This is a genomic window from Frigoribacterium sp. Leaf415, from assembly GCF_001424645.1.
Classification (GTDB): Bacteria; Actinomycetota; Actinomycetes; order Actinomycetales; family Microbacteriaceae; genus Frigoribacterium.
In genome coordinates this window covers 1202228-1223064 of sequence record NZ_LMQR01000001.1, presented here as the reverse complement: position 1 = coordinate 1223064, position 20837 = coordinate 1202228, and the positions used below count along the sequence as shown (strand labels likewise).

Annotated in this window: 19 protein-coding genes; 15 read left to right on the top strand and 4 right to left on the bottom strand. The window is 72.1% G+C overall.

The genetic code is table 11. The annotated features are described in order from the left end of the window. Positions 1-19: 19 nt before the first annotated feature. The 3 genes from ASG28_RS05605 (at position 20) to ASG28_RS05595 (ending at position 2826) form a co-directional block, all read left to right on the top strand. Positions 20-997, top strand: a complete 978-nt coding sequence (locus ASG28_RS05605; protein ID WP_055972909.1) for an aldo/keto reductase — start codon at positions 20-22, stop codon at positions 995-997. 97 nt (positions 998-1094) lie between these two features. Continuing rightward, positions 1095-1382, top strand: a complete 288-nt coding sequence (locus ASG28_RS05600; protein WP_157485649.1) for a hypothetical protein — start codon at positions 1095-1097, stop codon at positions 1380-1382. A gap of 112 nt (positions 1383-1494) precedes the next feature. After that, positions 1495-2826: an NAD(P)/FAD-dependent oxidoreductase gene (locus ASG28_RS05595; RefSeq protein WP_054146130.1), complete on the top strand. Its 1332-nt coding sequence runs from the start codon at positions 1495-1497 to the stop codon at positions 2824-2826. 89 nt (positions 2827-2915) lie between these two features. Here ASG28_RS05595 and ASG28_RS05590 read toward each other — a convergent pair whose 3' ends face one another. Then, positions 2916-3488, bottom strand: coding sequence for a TetR family transcriptional regulator (locus tag ASG28_RS05590; RefSeq protein ID WP_055972903.1), 573 nt, complete (start codon positions 3486-3488; stop codon positions 2916-2918). 81 nt (positions 3489-3569) lie between these two features. Between ASG28_RS05590 and ASG28_RS05585 the strand changes: the two genes are divergently transcribed. Beyond that, positions 3570-5027, top strand: coding sequence for an MFS transporter (locus ASG28_RS05585; protein ID WP_055972900.1), 1458 nt, complete (start codon positions 3570-3572; stop codon positions 5025-5027). Here the strand turns inward: ASG28_RS05585 and ASG28_RS05580 are convergent, their stop codons facing one another. Beyond that, complete coding sequence (locus ASG28_RS05580) at positions 5028-6239, bottom strand: MFS transporter (protein WP_235477579.1); 1212 nt, start codon at positions 6237-6239, stop codon at positions 5028-5030. An 82-nt stretch (positions 6240-6321) separates the two neighbouring features. Between ASG28_RS05580 and ASG28_RS05575 the strand changes: the two genes are divergently transcribed. The 11 genes from ASG28_RS05575 to ASG28_RS05525 all read left to right on the top strand — a co-directional run bounded on the left by ASG28_RS05575 (position 6322) and on the right by ASG28_RS05525 (position 18753). Next, complete coding sequence (locus tag ASG28_RS05575; RefSeq protein WP_055972894.1) at positions 6322-7710, top strand: LLM class flavin-dependent oxidoreductase; 1389 nt, start codon at positions 6322-6324, stop codon at positions 7708-7710. A gap of 244 nt (positions 7711-7954) precedes the next feature. Further along, positions 7955-8605, top strand: coding sequence for an ABC transporter permease (locus tag ASG28_RS05570; protein WP_235477578.1), 651 nt, complete (start codon positions 7955-7957; stop codon positions 8603-8605). Next, positions 8592-9854, top strand: coding sequence for an ATP-binding cassette domain-containing protein (locus tag ASG28_RS05565; protein ID WP_055972891.1), 1263 nt, complete (start codon positions 8592-8594; stop codon positions 9852-9854). The genes ASG28_RS05570 and ASG28_RS05565 overlap by 14 nt, the downstream gene beginning before the upstream one ends. Continuing rightward, the gene (locus tag ASG28_RS05560) at positions 9851-10645 is read left to right on the top strand and encodes an ABC transporter permease (RefSeq protein WP_055972888.1); all 795 of its coding nucleotides are present in this window, start codon (positions 9851-9853) and stop codon (positions 10643-10645) included. Before ASG28_RS05565 ends, ASG28_RS05560 begins: the two co-directional genes overlap by 4 nt. After that, positions 10642-11655 carry a glycine betaine ABC transporter substrate-binding protein gene (locus ASG28_RS05555; protein WP_055972883.1) on the top strand — a complete coding sequence of 338 codons (1014 nt, stop codon included), beginning with the start codon at positions 10642-10644 and terminating at the stop codon, positions 11653-11655. The genes ASG28_RS05560 and ASG28_RS05555 overlap by 4 nt, the downstream gene beginning before the upstream one ends. A 696-nt stretch (positions 11656-12351) precedes the next feature. Then, positions 12352-13923, top strand: coding sequence for a sugar transferase (locus tag ASG28_RS05550; protein WP_082454405.1), 1572 nt, complete (start codon positions 12352-12354; stop codon positions 13921-13923). A gap of 77 nt (positions 13924-14000) precedes the next feature. Then, on the top strand, positions 14001-15263 hold the full coding sequence (locus ASG28_RS05545; RefSeq protein WP_055972879.1) for a glycosyltransferase family 4 protein: 1263 nt from the start codon (positions 14001-14003) through the stop codon (positions 15261-15263). Continuing rightward, positions 15260-16063: a CDP-alcohol phosphatidyltransferase family protein gene (locus ASG28_RS05540; RefSeq protein ID WP_235477573.1), complete on the top strand. Its 804-nt coding sequence runs from the start codon at positions 15260-15262 to the stop codon at positions 16061-16063. The genes ASG28_RS05545 and ASG28_RS05540 overlap by 4 nt, the downstream gene beginning before the upstream one ends. Beyond that, positions 16060-17508 carry a hypothetical protein gene (locus ASG28_RS05535; protein ID WP_055972876.1) on the top strand — a complete coding sequence of 483 codons (1449 nt, stop codon included), beginning with the start codon at positions 16060-16062 and terminating at the stop codon, positions 17506-17508. The genes ASG28_RS05540 and ASG28_RS05535 overlap by 4 nt, the downstream gene beginning before the upstream one ends. Before the next feature lie 38 nt (positions 17509-17546). Next, positions 17547-18095, top strand: a complete 549-nt coding sequence (locus ASG28_RS05530; protein WP_255351260.1) for an adenylyltransferase/cytidyltransferase family protein — start codon at positions 17547-17549, stop codon at positions 18093-18095. Between the two features lie 91 nt (positions 18096-18186). Next, entirely contained in the window at positions 18187-18753 is a 567-nt protein-coding gene (locus ASG28_RS05525; RefSeq protein WP_055972873.1) for a hypothetical protein, read from the top strand. On the opposite strand, the gene ASG28_RS05520 is transcribed toward ASG28_RS05525, so the two are convergent. Together ASG28_RS05520 and ASG28_RS05515 are read right to left on the bottom strand one after the other, a co-directional pair. Next, entirely contained in the window at positions 18702-18956 is a 255-nt protein-coding gene (locus ASG28_RS05520) for a hypothetical protein (protein ID WP_043594977.1), read from the bottom strand. The genes ASG28_RS05525 and ASG28_RS05520 overlap by 52 nt on opposite strands. 18 nt (positions 18957-18974) lie before the next feature. Further along, positions 18975-20831: a DEAD/DEAH box helicase gene (locus ASG28_RS05515; protein ID WP_055972870.1), complete on the bottom strand. Its 1857-nt coding sequence runs from the start codon at positions 20829-20831 to the stop codon at positions 18975-18977. Positions 20832-20837: the final 6 nt, after the last annotated feature.

Here is a 20837-nt window from a genome sequence, read left to right as displayed (position 1 = left end):
ACGACGAGAGGGACCACACATGGAGTACGCACGACTGGGCACGAGCGGCCTGACCGTCTCGGCGGTGACCCTCGGCTGCATGAGCTACGGCGTGCCCGACCGCGGCACGCACGAGTGGAGCCTGCCCGAGGACGAGAGCCGCCCGTTCATCGCGCGGGCGCTCGAGCTCGGCATCACGACCTTCGACACCGCGGACGTCTACTCGGACGGCACCAGCGAGGAGATCGTCGGCCGGGCGCTGCGCGACTTCGCCACCCGCGAGGAGGTCGTGCTGGCGACCAAGGTGCACGGGCGCATGCGCCCCGGGCCCAACGGCGCCGGGCTCAGCCGGGGCCACGTGATGAGCGCGATCGACGACAGCCTGCGCCGGCTCGGCACCGACTACGTCGACCTGTACCAGATCCACCGCTTCGACCCCGAGGTGCCGGTGGAGGAGACGATGGAGGCGCTTCACGACGTCGTCAAGGCAGGAAAGGCCCGCTACATCGGCGCCTCGAGCATGTGGGCCTGGCAGTTCGCCACGATGCAGCACGCGGCCGACCTCGGCGGCTGGACTCGCTTCGTCTCGATGCAGGACCAGTACAACCTGATCCAGCGCGAGGAAGAACGTGAGATGCACCCGTACTGCGTCGACCAGGGCGTCGGCGTGCTTCCCTGGTCGCCCCTGGCCCGCGGGAAGCTGACCCGCGACTGGGACGCCACCACGGCCCGGACCGAGACCGACCGCTTCGGTCAGACGCTCTACAAGCAGCGCGAGGACGGCGACCGTGCGGTCGCCCGGGCCGTCGCCGACGTCGCGGAGGCGCGGGGCGTCTCGCGCGCACAGGTCGCCCTGGCCTGGGTGCGGCAGCAGGACGCGGTCACCTCGCCCATCGTCGGAGCCACGAAGATGCAGCACCTCGACGACGCCGTGGCCTCGGTCGACCTGTGGCTCACCGACGACGAGCTGGACGCGCTCGAGTCGCCCTACGTGACGCGCGAGAACGAGGGGTTCTGACGCGACCGCTCCGCCCGGTCGACCGTGGTCGCGTCGGTCTAGGGTGAGCGGCACGGGCGGCGAGGACGCCGACCGACACCGACGAGAGGCAGCACCCATGGGCAGCGACGCCAACCACCACGAGCACGACCGGTCGAGCACGGGCGGACCCACCTCGGGCGAGGACGGCTCCTACGTCGACGACGACCTCGAGGGCGGTGCCCGCACCCGTGGTCCGCACGACGGCGAGGCCGACGGCACCTACACCGAGGAATCCGGCACGAGCGAGGGCGACGGTTCGTACGTCGACGCCCAGGTGCCGGACGAGCCCGCCGCGGACGGCGGACCCCACGACGGCGAGCCCGACGGGGCGTTCACGCAGAGCGACGTCGACGGCGGCCGCTGACCCCACCGCCCTCCGGCGCCCGGCCCGGCCCCTGCGGGTGCCGGGCCGTTCGGCGCGTGGCGTCCCGTCGACCGGCCCCGGGGGTACGGTCGTCTGAGGGAGGAACACATACATGACCAAGCGAATCGTAATTCTCGGCGGCGGTTCCGCCGGGCTCACCACTGCACTCGAACTGCAGAAGCGACACCCACCCCAGGCGGCGAGCATCACCCTCGTCGACCAGGCTCCGTACTTCACCTACCAGCCGTTCTTGCCCGAGGTCGCCGGTGGCCACATCGCCGCGCGCGACGTCACCGTGCCGCTGCGCAAGACGCTCAAGCGCACGAAGGTCGTCGAGGCGTCCGTCACCGGGCTCGACAGCGAGGCCAAGAAGGTCACCGTCACCAGTGCGGACGGCGAGTCGAGCGACATCGCCTACGACCAGCTGGTCGTCGCCCTCGGTGCGGTCACCCGCACCTTCCCGACCCCGGGACTCGCCGAGAACGGCGTCGGCTTCAAGAGCGTCGAAGAGGCGCAGTACGTGCGTGACCGCATCCTCGGCAACATCGCCGAGGCGGCCAGCGTCAAGGACCCCGCCGTCCGTCGCAAGCTCCTGACCGTCGTCTTCGTCGGTGGCGGCTACACCGGCGTCGAGGCCCTCGCCGAGCTGTCCGACGCCGCGAACTCGGCAGTCGACACGTTCCCCAACCTGTCGCGCGACGAACTGCGCTTCGTGCTGGTCGAGGCCCTCGACCGCGTCGCCCCCGAGGTCGGCCCCGAGCTCTCGAAGTGGACCCTCGGCCAGCTGCGCGGCCGCGGCATCGACATCCGCCTCAAGACGACGATGCCCTCGTGCATCGACGGCGACGTCGTGCTGAGCGACGGCGAGACCATCCCCGCGGGCACGATCGTGTGGACGGCCGGCGTCAAGCCGAACCCGGTCCTGGGCGACATGGGCCTGCCCCTCGGCCCGAAGGGGCACGTCAACGTCAGCGCGACGCTGCAGGTGCAGACCGAGGACGGCCAGAAGCTCGACGGCGTCTGGGCTCTCGGCGACGGCGCGCAGGTCCCCGACCTCCTCGCCGAGAAGCAGCCCGCGTACTACCCGCCGAACGCGCAGAACGCCGTGCGCCAGGCGGTCACCGTGGCCGACAACGTCATCGCCACCCTCTCGGGCGAGCCCGTCAAGGAGTACCGCCACGAGTCCCTCGGCACCGTGGCGAGCTACGGCATCGGCAAGGGCGCGGCCAGCATGTTCGGCCTGCAGCTCAAGAACGTGCCGGCCTGGATGGCCCACCGCGGCTACCACCTGTACGCGATGCCGACGCTCAACCGCAAGTTCCGCATCCTGTCCGGCTGGGTGACGAACTTCGTCGGCGGCCGCGACACGACTCCGCTGGTCGGCCTCGGCGACCCGCGCGCGGGCTTCCTCAAGGTGACCCCGAAGGTCGACGCGAAGAAGTAGACGCGACCGACCGTGCGAAGGAGGCGCGTCCCGGGTGACCGGGGCGCGCCTCCTTCGTCGTCGGTGCGGTCGGCTGCCTCGGGCGCGGCTCAGGCGGTGGTGAGGCGCCGCACGGCCTCGCGCACGATCTCGCGCTGCAGGGCGGGGTCGAGGACCACACCGGGGTGTGCCTCGCCGAGACCGGGGAGGTTCTGCCAGGCGCGGGCGAGCGACATGACGAGGGCGAAGATGTCGTCGCTGCTCCAGGACACCGTCACGGCCGGGTCGTCACGGAGGCGGTCGAGTTGGGACAGGGCCGCGTCCTGGACGGCGCGCAGGGTGGGGACCGAGGCCTCCCAGTCGTGCTCTCCCTCGAGTCGGGCCCAGGCGATCAGTCGGCTGTGGTCGGGGTGGGCCTGCATGTGGTCGAAGACGGCGAGGGCGAACTCCTCGATGCTCTCGGCCGGGCGCGACGCCGCGTCGCCCATCGTCTCGAAGGTGCCGTTGAGGACGGTCGTGAAGAGCGAACGCTTGTCGCCGAAGTTCGCGTAGAGGCGCTCCTTGCTGCAGCCGGCCTCGGCCGCGATGCGGTCCACGCGCGACCCGGCCAGCCCGTGTCGCGAGAACTCGGCGGTCGCGGCCTCGAGGATGGCTCGACGGGTCTCGGCGGCATCGGTTCGCATCGGATCACCGTAGCCGACTTACGAACCAACCAACTAGTAGGTAGGGTGATTCGTCGTCCCCTCAGAGAAACAGGTACCGCAGTGACCACCGTCGCCCCCGCTCCCACCGAGACGCGCTCGTCGCGCCGCTGGTGGGTGCTCGTCATCGTCGCCCTCGCGCAACTCGTCGTCGTCCTCGACGGCACCATCGTCAACATCGCCCTGCCTGACGCCCAGGCCGACCTCGGCCTCAGCGACGAGAACCGCCAGTGGGTCGTCACGGCCTACGCGCTCGCGTTCGGCGCCCTGCTGCTGCTCGGCGGCCGCATCGCCGACTTCTGGGGGCGCAAGCGCACCTTCATCGTCGGCATGGTCGGCTTCGGGGCCGCCTCGGCGTTCGGCGGCCTCGTGCAGACCGGGGGCGAGCTCATCCTCGCCCGCGGCCTCCAGGGCGTGTTCGCCGCCCTGCTCGCCCCCGCGGCCCTCGCCGTGCTCACCACGACCTTCGCGTCCGGCCGGGACCGGAACACCGCCTTCGCCGTCTTCGGTGCCATCTCGGGCGCGGGTGCCGCCGTCGGACTCGTGCTCGGCGGAGTGCTGACCGAGTTCGTCAGCTGGCGCTGGTGCCTGCTCGTCAACGTGCCCATCGTGCTCGTCGCCATCGTCGCCGCCGCCTTCGTGGTGAGCGAGAGCCGGGCCGAGGGACGCAACCGTCTCGACGTCGTCGGGACGATCGTCGTCGCCGCCGGCCTCGCGAGCCTCGTCTACGGCTTCACCCGGGCCGAGGACGGCTGGGGGTCGGCCGTCGTCATCGGTTTCATCGCCCTGGGGGCCGGCCTGCTCGCCCTGTTCGTCGTCGTCGAGCGACGGAGCGACCACCCGCTGCTGCCGATGCGCGTGCTCGCCGACCGCGTCCGGGGCGGGGCCTTCCTGGTGCAGTTGATCGTCGGGAGCGTCATGATCGGCGCCCTGCTCTACCTGACCTTTCACCTGCAGATCGTGCTCGGCTTCGGTCCGCTCGAGGCGGGGCTCGCCAGCCTGCCGATGACGCTCGTCATCATGGTCTGCGCTCCCCTGCTGACCAAGCTGCTGCCGGTCGTCGGCCCTCGCCCGATGATGATCGTCGGGCCGCTCGTCGCCGGGGCGGGGCTGCTCTGGCTCGCCACGCAGATCACGGCCGACGGCTCGTACGCGGTGCAGGTGCTGCCGGCCCTGCTCGTCATGGGCGTCGGCCTCGCCGGGGTCTTCGTGCCCATGCAGAACCTGGCGCTCAGCCGGGTCGCGCCGCACGACGCCGGTGCCGCCAGCGCGACCTCGAACGCCATGATGCAGATCGGCGGATCGATCGGTCTCGCCGTGTTCACGAACCTCTACGCCGGGGCCGTCGCGTCCTCGACGTCGGCGGTGGGCGGGCCGCTCGGTGCGCTGGTCGACGGCTACTCGGTGGCGTTCCTCGCCGCCGCGATCGCCATGCTGCTCGCGGCGCCGATCTCGTTCTTCCTGATCCGTGGCCGCAAGGAGGACCTGCTGCCCACCGAGGCGCCCGTGCACCTCGGCTGATCAGGCGGGGGTCGGCGCGGCGGTGGTGGTCCGGGGCAGACGCACCGCCGCCCCGGCCGCCACCGCCAGCAGGACGGCCGCCACGCCGAACGCCGCGGGGTACGAGACCGTGTCGACCAACAGTCCGGCGACGAGCGGCCCGGCGATCGCCCCGACGTCGGAGCACATCGAGAAGATCGCGACCGGACGACCGCCCCGGGCGCCCGCGGCGTCGCCGACGAGCGCTGCCGGCGCGGTGCCCATGAACGCCGTCGCCACGCCGTAGACGCAGAGCAGGGCGCCGAGGGTCCAGACGTCCGGGGCGAGCGACACCGCGAACAGGGTCACGGCGGCCACCGCGAACGCGCCGATCACGGCCGGTCGACGGCCGACCGTGTCGACGAAGCGCGCGGCCGGTGCCAGCGCGATGGTCTGGGCCACCGCCGACGCGGCGAAGAGCAGGCCCGTCCACGCCGTCGGTCCGCGCAGGACCTCGACCACGAGGACGGGGACGAGGGCGCTGCGCACCCCCAGCGACGACCAGCCCTGCGCGAAGTTGGCCACGCACGCGGTCCGGAACCGCACGTCGCGCAGCACGACCCCGAGGGACACCGGAGGCGCGGTGACGGTCGTCGAGGACTGCTGCGGAGCCCGGCGCAACAGCACGACGCCCACCAGGCCGGCCACGGCGAGCGTGCCCGCGTAGAAGAAGAACGGTGCCGTCAACGAGATGGTGGCGAGCAGTCCGCCGAGTGCCGGCCCCGCCATGCCGCCGACGAGGAACCCGCCCTGGTAGAAGCCGACGGCCCGGGCCCGGAGCGACGGGTCGGTCGCGCCGAGCAGCAACGTCATCGCCGCGATGCTGAACATGGCCGAGCCGATGCCGCCCGCACCTCGGAGCAGCAGCAGCTGCGGGTAGGTCTGGGCGAGCCCGGCGAGCCCGCTCGACAGCGCCACGATGCCGATGCCCACCGAGAGCACGACCCGCTCGCCCATCAGGTCGATGAGTCGCCCCACGAACGGGCTCGCCACGAGGCGCATGAGGGCGAAGGCCGAGAGGACGGCGCCCACCAGGGCGTGGTCGACGCCGAAGCTGCGGGCGTAGACCGGCAGGACGGGGACGACCACGCCGAAGCCGACCATGACGAAGAAGGCGATCACGCCGAGGACGTAGACGTCGCGGGTGAGACGGGGGCGGTCGACGTCGGCGACGCGGGGGCGGAACGGGAGCACCGACACAGGCTACGGGGCGTGGAGTGTGACGTCGTGTGTCGGCACGGACGACAGCCCGAGCCCGGGTCGTGAGGATGGCCTCATGACTCGACGAATCCGGTTCAACGCCTTCGACATGAACTGCGTGGGGCACCAGTCCCCCGGTCTCTGGCGGCACCCCGACGACCGCTCGGCCGACTACACGAAGCTGAGCTACTGGACCTCCCTCGCGCGCCTCCTCGAGAAGGGCGTCTTCGACGGCCTCTTCATCGCCGACGTGCTGGGCACCTACGACGTCTACGGCGGCAACCACGACGCGGCCCTGCGCAACGGCACCCAGACACCGGTCGGCGACCCGGTCCTGCTCGTCTCGGCCATGGCCGCCGCGACTGAGCACCTCGGCTTCGGCATCACGGCCGGCACGGCCTACGAGCACCCCTACCCGTTCGCGCGGCGCATGTCCACGCTCGACCACCTCACCGAGGGGCGGGTCGGCTGGAACGTCGTCACCGGCTACCTGCCGAGCGCCGCCCGCAACATGGGCGCCGACGACCAGCTCGACCACGACACCCGCTACGACCAGGCGGACGAGTACCTCGAGGTCCTCTACAAGTTGTGGGAGGGGTCGTGGGAGGACGACGCCGTCGTGCGCGATCGCGAGTCGGGCGTCTTCACGGACCCGACGAAGGTCCACGAGATCGGCCACGACGGCACGTACTACAAGGTGCCCGGCATCCACATCGCCGAGCCCAGCCCTCAACGCACGCCCGTCATCTACCAGGCCGGTGCCTCGCCGCGGGGCATCCGCTTCGCCGCCGGCAACGCCGAGTCGATCTTCGTGGCAGCCCCGACCAAGGAACGCCTGGCCGCGACCGTCGGAAAGATCCGGGACGCCCTCGAGGCCGCGGGTCGGGACCGCTACTCGGCGCGCATCTACACGTTGCTGACGATCATCACCGACGCCACCCCCGAGGCGGCCCGGGCCAAGCACGACGAGTACCGGCGCTACGCCTCCCACGAAGGGGCCCTGACGCTGATGTCGGGCTGGATGGGCGTCGACCTGTCGACCTACTCGCTCGACGACCCCGTGGGTGACGTCGAGAGCAACGCCATCCAGTCGGCACTCGCGAACTTCCAGGCGCAGGAGGGCGACACGGGCAAGGAGTGGACGATCCGCGACATCGCCGAGGCGGCGGGGATCGGCGGTCTCGGGCCCCGCATCGTCGGGTCCGGCGACGAGATCGCGGACCAGTTGCAGGAGTGGGTCGACGAGACCGACGTCGACGGCTTCAACCTGGCCTACGCGATCACGCCCGGCACGTTCGAGGACGTCGTCGAGCACGTGATCCCCGTGCTCCAGGCCCGGGGCGTCTATCCCACCGAGTACGAACCGGGCACCCTGCGGCAGAAGCTGTTCGGGCGCGGCGACCGGTTGCCGGACGAACACCACGGAGCCCGGTACAAGGTCTCGACCGAGGTGTCGGCCCCCTGACGGAGGCCCGACGGGCACGAAACCCAGGATCGTTACAACGGGGTGTCGGCTGCAGTCGACAAGCCGTCGCCACCAGGGATTCTCTTCATCCGATCTGGTAACGGCAGCGGACACCCCGGCCCCGTGCGCGGTGCTCTGCGACATGACGCGGCGCAGGGGCCGTGGCTAGGGTGGACGCCGGTCGTCCTCCGAGGTGCGGCCGTCCGGACCGACGGTCGGTGCCGGCGACGGGGAGATGGTCTGCGTGGCGTGGGATTTCGTGGTGGACCGGTGGAGCCAGATCTGGTTCGCCTCCTGGCAGCACTTCTCCCTCGTGGTGCAGTGCCTCGTCCTGGCCGTGCTCATCTCGGTCGGTCTCGCCGCCCTCGTGCACCGCAGTCCCAGGCTCTACTCCCTGGCGAACGGCGTCTCCGCCGTCGGGCTGACCCTCCCGTCGTTCGCGCTCGTCGGCCTCCTGATCCCCTTCGCGGGCTTCGGCGTCGCACCGTCGGTCATCGTCGTGACGTTCTTCGCCGCCCTGCCGATCCTGCGCAACGCCGTCGTCGGACTCCACGAGGTCGACGGCTCCGTCGTCGAGTCGGCGCGGGGCATCGGCATGGGCCGGTTCCGCACCCTCGCGACCGTCCAGATGCCCCTCGCGTGGCCGATCATCCTCACGGGCATCCGCGTGAGCGCGCAGATGGTCATGGGCATCGCCGCCGTGGCGGCCTACGCGCTGGGGCCCGGCCTCGGCGGCTTCATCTTCTCGGGCCTGTCCCGACTCGGCGGGGCGAACGCGCTCGCCTCCGTGGTCACGGGCGTGGTGGGCGTCGTCCTGCTCGCCCTCGTCCTCGACCTCCTCCTCGTCGGCCTCGGCCGCCTGACCGTCTCGAGAGGCATCCGTGTCCAGAACTGACCCCACCCGCGCCTCCTCGTCCCCCTCGGACGAGGTCTCGGGTCGCAGCATCACCCTCGACCAGGTCACGAAGCGGTACCCCGGCCAGGCGAAGCCGGCCGTGGACGGCATCACCCTCGAGATCCCCGCCGGGAAGATCGTCATGCTCGTCGGGCCCTCGGGCTGCGGCAAGACGACCACGCTCAAGATGATCAACCGGTTGATCGAGCCCTCCGAGGGACGCATCGTCCTCGGCGACGACGACGTCACTTCGATCGACGGCGACGAGCTGCGCCGTCGCATCGGCTACGTGATCCAGGCCGGCGGACTGTTCCCGCACATGAGCGTCGCGGCGAACATCGCGATCGTGCCGAAGATGCTCGGCTGGTCGAAGGAGCGCATCGCGGCCCGCGTCGACGAGTTGCTCGAACTCGTGTCGCTCGATCCGGCCACGTACCGAGACCGGTACCCGCGCGAGCTCTCCGGCGGTCAGCAGCAGCGCGTCGGCGTCGCCCGGGCGCTGGCGGCGGACCCGCCCGTGCTGCTGATGGACGAGCCCTTCGGCGCCGTGGACCCGATCACCCGTCAGCGCCTGCAGGACGAGCTGATCAACATCCAGCACGAGCTGCAGAAGACCATCGTCATCGTCACCCACGACTTCGACGAGGCCGTCAAGCTCGGCGACTGGATCGTCATCTTCTCCGAGGGCGCACGGATCGTGCAGTACGACACCCCCGAGCGCATCCTCGCGGAGCCGGCGAACGAGTTCGTCGAGAACTTCATCGGGTCGGGGGCCGGCCTCAAGCAGCTGACGTTGACGCGCGTGCGCGACGTCGACCTCGCCGAGGCCGTCGTCGCCCGCTCGGGCGAGTCCGCCGTCGACGTCCTCGCCCGCGTCGAGGCGGCAGGCCACGGCCACGCGGTCGTCGTCGACGATCGGGAACGACCGGTCTCGTGGCCCTCGCGCCGACAGCTCGGCCGTCTCGGCGTGCTGGGCTCGACACCCGACGCCGACCTGCCCGTCATCGGCAGCGGCGCCACGCTGAACGACGCACTCGACACCATGCTGGTCTCGAGTGCGGGTGCCGCGCTCGTCACGGGCCGGCGCGACGCCTTCATCGGCGTCATCACGGTCGAGGTCGTGATGGAGGCCATCACCCGGGCGCGCGCGTCGGCCGCCGAGGCCCAGCACGACGCGCCGGTGGGCACCAACACGGGCTCGTTCGACGTCGTGCCGGGGGCCCCCGCGGACGACGAGGACGCGGCATGACCGCCTCGGTCGCCCCGGCCTCGGCCCCGGTCGACGGGAGCTCGTCCGGTCGGCGCGGGTCCCGCCCGGCGTGGCTCGGACTGCTCGTGCAACCCGTGGCCGTGCTCGCCGTGTTCGCGGCGTTCGTCGTCTGGCTGACCACGGCCGACCTGACGACGGCCGAACGCACCACCCTCAACCCCTCCGACCTGCTGGCCTACACGGGCGAGCACCTCGCCCTGACGTTCGTGTCGGCGGCGATCGTGCTCGTGCTCGCGATCCCCCTCGGGGTGCTGCTCACCCGGCGCCCGTTCGTCCGCATCAGCGGACCCGTGCTGGTCGTCGCGAACTTCGGGCAGGCCGCACCGGCCATCGGTCTCATCGTGCTGCTCGCGTTCTGGCTCGGCTTCACCTTCTGGGCGGCCGTCGTGGCGCTCGTGCTGTACGCGGTGCTGCCGGTGCTGCGGAACACCATGATCGGACTGCAGAGCGTCGACGCCCGCCTCGTCGAGGCCGGTCGAGGCATGGGCATGAGCGCGTCGTCGGTCCTGCTCAAGGTCGAGCTGCCGCTGGCCGTCCCCGTGATGCTCTCCGGCATCCGCACGGCCCTCGTGCTGCTCGTCGGGTCGGCGGCCCTCGCCACCTTCATCGGCGCCGGCGGCCTGGGCCTGCTCATCACCACCGGGGTCAACCTCTTCCTGCCCCGGGTCCTCGTCTCCGGGGCCCTGCTCATCGCCCTGCTCGCCCTCATGATCGACTGGCTGGGTCGCGTCGTCGAGTACGTCGCCCGTCCGAAGGGACTCCGCGAATGACCGCCTCACGCCTCCCCCGCCGGCTGCGCCGCGCCTCCTCGGCCCTCGCCGTCGCCGCCGCGGCGACGGTCGCGCTGACCGGATGCGGCCTGCAACCGGCGACGGCGTTCGTGCCCGCGGTGGCACCCGGCTCGATCCGCGCCATCGAGGGGCTGCCCGAGGACGCAGCCATCACCGTGACGGCGAAGAACTTCACCGAGCAACTCATCCTCGGCAAGATCGCGGTGCTCGCCGCCCAGGCCGCGGGCTTCGAGGTGACCGACATGACGAACGTGCCGGGGTCGGTGGCGGTGCGACAGCTGATGCTCGACGGCACGGCCGACATGACCTACGAGTACACCGGCACCGCCTGGCTGACCTACCTCGCCGAGGCGGAGGGCATCCCCGACCAGCAGGAGCAGTACGAGGCCGTCCGTGACGCGGACGCCGACAACGGACTGACCTGGCTCGAGCCGGCGCCCCTCAACAACACCTACGCCATGGCCGTCCGGGCGGAGGCCGTGCCCGAGCTGGGCGACATCACGTCGCTCTCGCAGATCGCCGACCTGCCCGTCGACCAGCGCACCTTCTGCGTCGAGGCCGAGTTCAACTCGCGGGCCGACGGCTTCGCCCCCATGCTCGCGGCCTACGGGCTCGAACTCGGGGCCGCGGACGGCGTGCCGACGAGCAACGTCAGCATCCTCGACACGGGCACGGTCTACACCGCGACGGACCGGGGCAGCTGCAACTTCGGCGAGGTCTTCACGACCGACGGTCGGATCGACTCGCTCGACCTCGACGTGCTCGAGGACGACCGCGGGTTCTTCCCCGCCTACAACGCGGCACCGGTGCTCTCGACGGCCACGCTCGAGGAGTACCCCCAGCTGGCCGAGGTCTACGACGAGATCTCGCCCGCCCTCACCGACACCGAGATGCGCCGTCTCAACCTGGCGGTCGACGTCGAGGGCGAGGAGCCGGCCGACGTGGCCTTCGACTGGATGGTCGAGCAGGGATTCGTCACCCGTCCGTGACACGCGGACGAGGGTGATTGTGACGGGTGATGCGCCCCTCGACCGATCGGTCGGGGGGCGCTGTTCGTGTGTACCCCACGGGTGTCCTCCGAGAGGGGGACGAGGTCAGATGAACGACACGTGTCGGGAACGTGAACCCCGCCCTCGTCTGCGTGTCGGGCACTCATCGGTCCGTGTGATCAGGCTTCTGATCAGGTGTTTTGCACAGGGCGCCCGGAGGCTCGCATCCTGCCCTCGGAGGGACACGCCGCGCCACCGCGTTTCACGGCTCCTTGTCACCCCCGCACGGGTGACACGACGGGGGTCGGGGGTCACCCGTTCGGGTGTCGGCAACAGGGGGGACACGAACGCCCCCGAACGGGGGGTCTTGATAGGCTCCAGTGTCGGGTGCCCCCCGAACTAGAGTCACAGCATCCTCCTGGTCGACCCGAAATCACCAGGAACCGAGAAACCCGACCCTCTCACCGGGAGCATCTGCTCCCGCATCACCGCACCGACCCGAATCGTGCGTCGAGCAGACCCGCTGCCCGACGCGCCCGTCGCCGCCCCGCCGGACGTCCCGCACCCTCGTGACGCCCGTGTTCCGGCGCGACGCCTGGGCGGTCGATCGAACCCGAACCTCGATCGACCGCCCGCCACCGCCCCGTCGTCACCACCGACGTGGGCGTGCCGTCCCCTACCCGAACCCGAGACCCGATGTCCAGCACGCAGAGCGAACTCCGCTCAGTCCTGGTCGGACCGTCGTCACCGCGACGGATCGACCCCCCGTTCGACCTGCCCGAGTCGGAGGCGCCCCTCGCCTCCCCGGCCGCGACCCACGACGCCGAGTCCGGCGCCGCCTGGGCCCGCCGCTACCGGCGCCGTCTCCGCCTCGTCGACACCGTCGTCCTGACCCTGAGCATCGTCGGTGCCGTCGCGGTCGACGCCGCGCGCGCCATCGCCGCCGGTCAGGGCTCGGACGCGTCCACCCTCGTCGAGTCGGTCGGCTCGCCCGGGTTGCCCGTCGTCGTCGGACTGGTCTGGACCCTGTGCCTGACGCTGCACCGCACCCGCGACCTCGCGGTCGTCGGCAGCGGCGTCGTGGAGTACAAGCGCCTCCTCACGGCCAGCGTGTGGGCCTTCGCCGTCGTGGCGATCGGGTTCGCCTCGGTCGGTCACATCGGCGGCGAGGGCTACTTCCTGGTGGCGCTGCCCGTCGGCGGGGCCGGCCTGGTCGTCGGCCGGTGGACGATGCGGCGCTGGCTCGAGCGTCAGCGTGCGAAGGGCCACTACCTCTCGAGGGCGGTCATCGTGGGATCGCGCGACGACATCGCCGACGTCGTCCGTCGCATCGACAAGACGAGCGGTGCCGTCTACGACGTCGTCGGGGCCGCCGTCCCGGACGCCGACCCGCGAGGCATCGTCGTCGGGGGCCGCGTCGTCCCCGTGGTGGCGGACCTCGACGGCGTCCCCCGTGCGGTCTGGCGTCTGGGCGCCGAGAGCGTCATCGTCGCCGGCGAACCGGGACGTGGCCGCGAGTACCTCCGCGACCTCGGATGGTCGCTCGAAGGACGCGCGACGGAGCTCGTCATCGCCTCGCGACTGACGAACGTGGCCGGGCCGCGCATCCACTACCGCCCGGTCGAGGGTCTCCCCCTGATGCACGTCGAGCTCCCTCAGTTCGACGGTCCGCGGCACGCCCTCAAGCGTCTGTCCGATCTGGTGCTGGCGTCCGCCGCCCTCATCGTCCTCGCGCCGGTGTTCGCGGTGGTCGCCCTGGCGGTGCGGCTCGACGGCCCCGGCCCTGTGCTGTTCCGACAGCGACGGGTCGGCCGGGACGGGCGCACCTTCGAGATGCTGAAGTTCCGCTCGATGGTCGTCGACGCCGAGAGCCGACTCGCCGACCTGACGCAGGCCGACGAGGGTGCGGGCCTCCTCTTCAAGATGAAGTCCGACCCCCGGGTCACCCGCGTCGGTGGAGTCCTCCGCCGCTGGTCGCTCGACGAGCTGCCCCAGCTGTGGAACATCGTCCGGGGCGAGATGAGCGTCGTCGGGCCCCGCCCGCCCCTCCCGCGCGAGGTCGAGGGGTACGAGGACCACGTCCACCGGCGCCTGTACATCAAGCCCGGCCTCACCGGCATGTGGCAGGTGAACGGACGCAGCGACCTCAGCTGGGAGGAGAGCGTCCGCCTCGATCTCTACTACGTCGAGAACTGGTCGCTGACGGTCGACTTCGTCATCATGTGGCGCACCGTCCGCGTCCTCTTCGAGCACCGGGGAGCGTATTGAGCCCCTCCAGCAGCATCCGAGACCACCACGGGCCGATCACGGGCCCGGACCACGCTCACGACGACAGGGGAGAGAGCATGTCCGTCGACATCAGGCACTACCGGGACCGCCAGTCCGCACCGGCGGCGACCGCCTCATCGGCCACGCGGGAGGACGCCCGCCCGGGCGTCGACCTGCCCGAACTCCCCCGCCGCCGGAGGGGATCGCGTCGCAGCCGGGTGCTGCTCGTGCACTCGTCCGACGAGATGTACGGCTCGGACCGGATCGTGCTCGAGGTGGTCGGCGAGCTCGCCGCCCGCGACGACCTCGACGTCACGGTCTGGCTGCCCTCCGACGTCGCGGTCGGGCCCCTGGGCCCGAGGCTGCGCGAGCTCGGGGCGCGCGTCGAGCGGACGCCCCTGCCGATCCTGCGCCGGACCCGGCTCGGGGCGCTCGGACTCGTCCGCCTGGCCCGCGACGCGGCCCGCACGGCGCTCCGCCTGTCGGGACGCCACTTCGACCTCGTCTACTGCGCGACGAGCGCCTGTCTCGTCGTCGCTCCCGTCGCCCGGGCCATGGGCGTCCGCCGCGTCGTGGGACACCTGCAGGAGCCCTGGAGCGACGGTGACCGTCGTGGCCTCCGTCCCCTGGCCCGTGCCTGCACCTCGCTGGTCGCCGTGTCCCGCTCGGTGCTCGACTCGTCCGGCCTCGCGGAGGACTCGCGTGCCGTCGTGGTCCACAACGGCGTCTCGGACCGATCGATCGCCGCGATCGACCGCGCCGAGGGCCGCGCACCCCAGTACGTCGTGGCGAGCCGATGGAACGGCCACAAGGGCCACGCGACGCTGCTCACCGCCTGGAACGCGGCGGGCTGCCCCGGCCAGCTCGTCGTCCTCGGCGGCCCCCCGGCCGTCGGGTCCTCCGTCGACGTGCCCGGTCTCGTCGCCGCGATCGTCTCGCGGCCCGAGACGGTCACGGTCGTGGGAGAGGTCGACGACGCGTCGCCCTACCTGCGCGACGCCGACGCGGTCATCCTGCCGACCGACACCCTCGAGGGGTTCGGACTCGTGACGCTCGAGGCGTTCAGCCAGGGGCGTCCCGTCATCGCCAGCCGCTCCGGCGGTCCCGAGGAGGTCGTCGACGAAGGTCGCACGGGCTGGCTCTTCGACCGTCGCGACGTCGACGGCCTGACGACGATCCTCGCGTCGATGGACGTCGCCACCCTGGCCGTCGCCGGGCGCCACGCCCGCGAGGCCTACCTGCAGCGGTTCACACCGGAACGCATGCGCCGTCGCATCGGTGCCGTCGTCACGCGCGAACTGCACACGGCCGACGTCGACTCGCTGGCGGTGGCCTCGTGAGCGACACCACCACGACCCCGACCGCCGAGGCGGCCTCGGCCCGACCCGCCGTGCCCCGTGCCGTGCGACCCGCCCTCGCCGCCCTCGCGTCGGCCCAGAAGCCCTCGACGGGTGCGCCCGCGTACTCCCGCTTCGTCAACCGCCGCCTCGGTCGCTGGGCCGCCGCGGTGGCCTACACGCTGGGTGCCACGCCGAACCAGGTCACCGCCCTGAGTGCCGCGTGCACCTTCGCGGGCATCGCCGTCCTCGCCCTCGCACCGTCCGGCATCGGCACCGCCCTGGCCGTCGTCCTGCTCCTCGTCGTGGGATACGCGCTCGACTCGGCGGACGGGCAGGTCGCCCGCCTCCGCGGTGGCGGCAGCCCCGCGGGAGAGTGGCTCGACCACGTCATCGACGCGACCAAGATCGCGGTGCTGCACCTGGCCGTCTTCGCGTCGTGGTTGCGTGAACCGGACGGTCGCGAGGCCCTGCTGGCCGCGCCGCTCGTCTACCAGGTCGTGGCGACGGTGGCCTTCTTCGCCATCGTCCTGACCGACCAGCTCCGCCGCGCGGAGGCGGCCCGGACCGGCGTCGCCGCGCCCGTGGGACGACGCACGGGTCTGCTCTACTCCCTTGCGGTCGTCCCGACGGACTACGGCCTGATGTGCCTCGCGTTCGTCCTGCTGGCCTGGCCGCCCGCGTTCACCGTGGTCTACCTCGCCCTCCTCGTCGCGAACACCGGCTACCTCGTCCTCGCGCTGCCGAAGTGGTTCCGCGAACTGAAGTCCGTGACGCCCCCGTCGATCGGGTCGAGGCCGTGAGCCGCGAGGGCGCCCCGGCGCGACGTGTCCTCGTCGGCGGTCTCGGTCGGGCCGTGTCCCGCCACGCCGCGCTCGTCGGCGTCGCGGCCCTCCTCGGGGTGGCGGCCGGCGTCGGCGCGTCGCAGCTGGCACCGGCCGGTTGGCGCGCCGAGGCGACCCTCCTCGTCCGCGTCGAGTCCCCGGGATCGGGCCTCGCCGCCCGCGGGCAGTTCGCGCAGCAGCGTGTGGCGTCCTACGCCGAGCTGGGGACGAGCCCCGAGGTCCTCGGACCGGTCGCGGCCGACCTCGGCGTCCCCGTCGACGAACTCGCCGAGCGGGTCTCGGTGGTCAACCCGGGCGGCACCGCCGTCCTCCGCGTGCAGACGACGGCCGGCACGCCCGACGGGGCGGCCTCGCTGGCCGACGACGTCGCCGAGAGCCTCTCGGCGGTCGTCGACCGCGTCGAATCGCAGGCCGGGTCGGACGGTCAGACCGTCGCACTCGACCTGACCTCCCCCGCGGCCGTGCCGACGACGCCCGACGAACCGGGCCTCGCGCTCTCGGTCCTCTCGGGACTCCTGGCCGGCCTGGCCGTCGGTCTCGCCGGCGCGCTCGTCCTCTCCCGCGCCCGACCGACGGTCGACACGGTCGACGACGTCCGCCGGATCACGGGGCTCCCGGTCGTGGGACAGCTCCCGGGGGCCCTCCGACACGGCGACGACCCGGTCACCGGGGTCTCGTCCGCCCGGACCCGCACGGCCATGCGCGAGGTCGTCCAGAACACGCGGGCACTGCGCGGTGGCGCGCTGCCCGCCACCCTCCTGCTGGCACGGACGGACTCGGTCCGCGAGGCGGTCGGCGTCGACGGCGGCCTCGCGCGCGCCGTCGTCGAGCTCGGCGCCACCTGCGCCCTCGTCCAGTCCGACTTCGACACCCGCACCCTCTCGCGCCCGTCGACGGTGCCCGTCGGCGCGGTGCCCGAGGAGGTCGAGGCCGATCGGAACGGGTACGACCGCGTACCGGTGCCCGACGGTGTGGTGGCGTCGTCCCGGCACCTGGTGCGCTCCGGGACCCACGCGTTCTTCGCCGCCCTCCGGGAGGACTACGACGTCTCGGTCGTCCAGGCCTCGAGCGACTCCCACCCGCTCGCGTTGCGCAGCGTGACCGACGAGGTCGACGGCGTGCTGCTCGTCGTCCGCTCCGGGGTCACGACCGTGGAGTCCCTCCGGAGCCTGAGCGCCGAGCTGCTCAGCCTGGACGTGCAGCCCGTGGGCGTCGTGCTGACCGGTGTGCCCCCGTGGCGCCGCGTCCTGGTGCGTGCCACCTGGCTCGACGACGACGTCCGTCACCCCGTCGAGGAACCCGCCCCTTCCTTCAGCATCGCCGACCTCGTCGACCACGCGGGTGGTTCCCGGCCGCTCCAGGACCTCCCCCGCCTCCGACGTCGGCCCGGTGCCCTGTCGTGACCACCCCCGAGCAGCACCCCGACGAGAGGACCACACCCGTGGACGTCATCCCCACCCCCGCCACCGGCCTCGCCCTCGACCCCGTCGAGGTCGGGAGCGGACGAGGAGGCGCGGGCCGGGTCGGCTACGCGGCCGGCGCCTTCGACCTGTTCCACATCGGCCACCTCAACCTGCTGCGGCACGCGTCCGCGCAGTGCGACCACCTCATCGCCGGGGTCGTGTCCGACGAGATGCTCCGGGTCACGAAGGGGATCTCGCCCGTCGTCCCCCTCGCCGAACGACTCGAGATCGTCCGTCACATCGACGTCGTGGACGGCGTCCACGCCGAGACCGTGCCCGACAAGATGGACGTCTGGCGCGAGCTGCGCTTCGACGTGTTCTTCAAGGGCGACGACTGGCGGGGCACCGAGAAGGGCCTTCGCCTCGAACGGGAGTTCGGCGCGGTCGGGGTCGAGGTCGTCTACTTCCCGTACACGATGAGCACGTCCAGCACGGTCCTCCGCCGGGCGCTCCGGGCACTCTCCGGCGCACCGGCCCACGGAGCCGAACCGGTCGCCGTCGGCGACTCCGTCCGACTCCAGGGCTGACCGGTCCTCCCCAGCCCGGCGTCGACCGTCGTCGACGGGTGCGGCTGGGGAGAACCCCCCGGGCGTGGTGGCGGCCCGAGATGCTCGACCCATGACACTCACCTCGGTCCTCGACACCACCCTCGACCGCCCTCCCGCCGATCCGGTCGGGCCCCGCGACGCGTCCGACCCGGCAGGGGTCGCCGATCCGCACGCGCCCGTGCGCGACGTCCGCGACCTCGTCCGACACGTCGAGGCCATCGTCCCCGTGGCGGTGCGTCGTCAGCTCTGGACGTTGTTCTTCGACGACGACGACGTCCCCCTGCCCCTCATGGTTCCGCTCGAGGGCATCCCCGAGGTGCCCGACACCTCCGCCCTGGACCACTACGGTGACGCCCTGGCGGCCGTCGCCACGGAGTTCGGCGCGGGGACCGTGGCGTTCGTCCTCGAGAGGGTCGGGGCCGCGACGTCCCGTCCCTCGGACCGTCGGTGGGCCCAGGGGCTCCGGGCGCTCGGCCGAGGACGACCGTTCGAGGTCCGACCGGTGCTGCTGTGCGGCGACGACGGCGTGTCGGTGCTCGACCCGATCAGCGGCGCCGACGGTCGCGTGGCCCGGGGCGGCGTCCCTCAGGCGTCCTCGAGCCCCGTCCGCCTGGTCGACATCGTGCGCCTGCCCTGACCCTGCTCGCGGTCGACGAGTCGCCACCAGGCGGTCTCGGCGAGTTCCGGGGACGTGTAGACGCCCAGCCGGGCCGGCTCGGCGTCGGTCGGACTCCACCGGCTCAGCCGGTACCCGCCGCCGAAGCGCTCGACGACCGCCTCGGGTGCCGCCTCGGGGTCGGCGCGCACGGTCCACCGATCGGGGACATTCTCGTCGAGCATCGACCGATCGTACCCGGGTCAGGCGCGCTGGCCCAGGCGACCGCGCAGCACGTCGATGCGTTTCTGGATCTGCTCGGTGCTGGCCTGGGCGACCGACGGACCCCCGCTGATGCGCCTCAGGTCGGCGTGGATCAGCCCGTGCGGCTCGTTCGAGTGACGCGACCAGATCGACACCAGGCGGCTGAGCTCCTGGCGCTGCTCTTTGATGGTCTGGTACAGCGGCCGGGCCTCGTCGACCGGAGCCGTCGTGGGCAGCCCGGTCTTGGGAGCGCGTCGGGCCTGGGTGGCCTGGCGCTGTCGCAGCAGGTCACGTACCTGGTCGGGCTCGAGCAGACCGGGGATGCCGATGAAGTCGAGTTCTTCGAGGCTGCCGATCTCGCCTCCGGTGCCGAACTCGCCGCCGTCGTAGAGCACCCGGTCGAACGAGGCCTGCGAGTCGAGGGCCTCGAACGGTTGCTGCTCGAGCAGGCTCGACGCCTTCTCGTCACGGTTGGCCGCGGCCATCATGTCTTCTTCGGGCGCGAACAAGCCGTCGTCGGAGTCGGTGGGCCGGTCGAGCGCGTGGTCGCGTTGCAGCTCGAGCTGGTTGGCCAGGGCCATCAGGCTGGGCACGCTCGGCAGGAAGATCGACGCGGTCTCACCCCGCCGCCGGGCCCGGACGAACCGGCCGACCACCTGGGCGAAGAAGAGCGGCGTCGAGGCCGAGGTGGCGTACACGCCGACGGCGAGGCGCGGGACGTCGACGCCTTCGGACACCATGCGGACGGCGACCATCCAGCGGCTGTCACCGTCGGAGAAGGCCTGGATGCGGTCGGAGGCGGCCTTCTCGTCGCTCAGCACGACGGTCGGGCGTTCGCCCGTGAGCTTCTGCAGCACGGCCGCGTACTGCCGGGCCGCGGTGTGGTCGGTGGCGATGACGAGACCCCCGGCGTCGGGAACGCCCCGGCGCACCTCGGTGAGGCGCTTGTCGGCCGCCGAGAGGACGGCCGGAATCCAGTCGCCTTGGGGTGACAGCGCCGTGCGCCAGGCCTGGGCCGTGATGTCCTTCGTCACGGCTTCGCCGAGGGACGCGCTCATCTCGTCGCCCATCCGGGTGCGCCAGCGCATCTGCCCGGCGTACGCCATGAAGAGCACGGGACGCACGACGCCGTCGGCGAGAGCGCGACCGTAGCCGTACGAGTAGTCGGCCCTCGAGGTGCGGATGCCGTGCTCGTCGGGGGCGTACTGCACGAACGGGATCGGGGCCGTGTCGGACCGGAACGGGGTGCCCGTCAACGAGAGGCGGCGGGTCGCGCCGGTGTAGGCCTCGCGGATGCCGTCGCCCCAGCTCAGCGCGTCGCCGCCGTGGTGCACCTCGTCGAGGATCACGAGGGTGCGTCCGGCCGTCGTGATGGCCTTGTGCACCTCGGGCTTCATGCCGACCTGGGCGTAGGTGACGGCGATGCCGTGGTAGTGCCGCCCGAAGGTGCCGTCGGCGTTCTTGAACATCGGGTCGAGGCGGAGGTTGACCCGGTCGGCGGCGTCCGCCCACTGGCGCTTGAGGTGCTCGGTGGGGGCGACGACGACCACGCGGTCGACCTCGCCGCGGGACAGGAGCTCGGTGGCGAGGCGGAGGGCGAAGGTCGTCTTGCCGGCGCCCGGCGTGGCCGCCGCGAGGAAGTCCCTCGGCATCGTCGAGAAGTAGAGCTCGAGAGCCTCCGCCTGCCAGGCGCGCAACTTGCTGGCGGTGCCCCAGGCGGCCCGCTCGGGGAACGCGGGCGAGAGGTGTTCGGCGGCCGAGTTGCCTGCCGAGACGCCGACGTCGAGCGGATCGGACGACGTGCCGTCGAGGTGCTGCTCACCCCCGGCGGGGTCGGATGCGTTGGCGGTGCTCACTCGAAC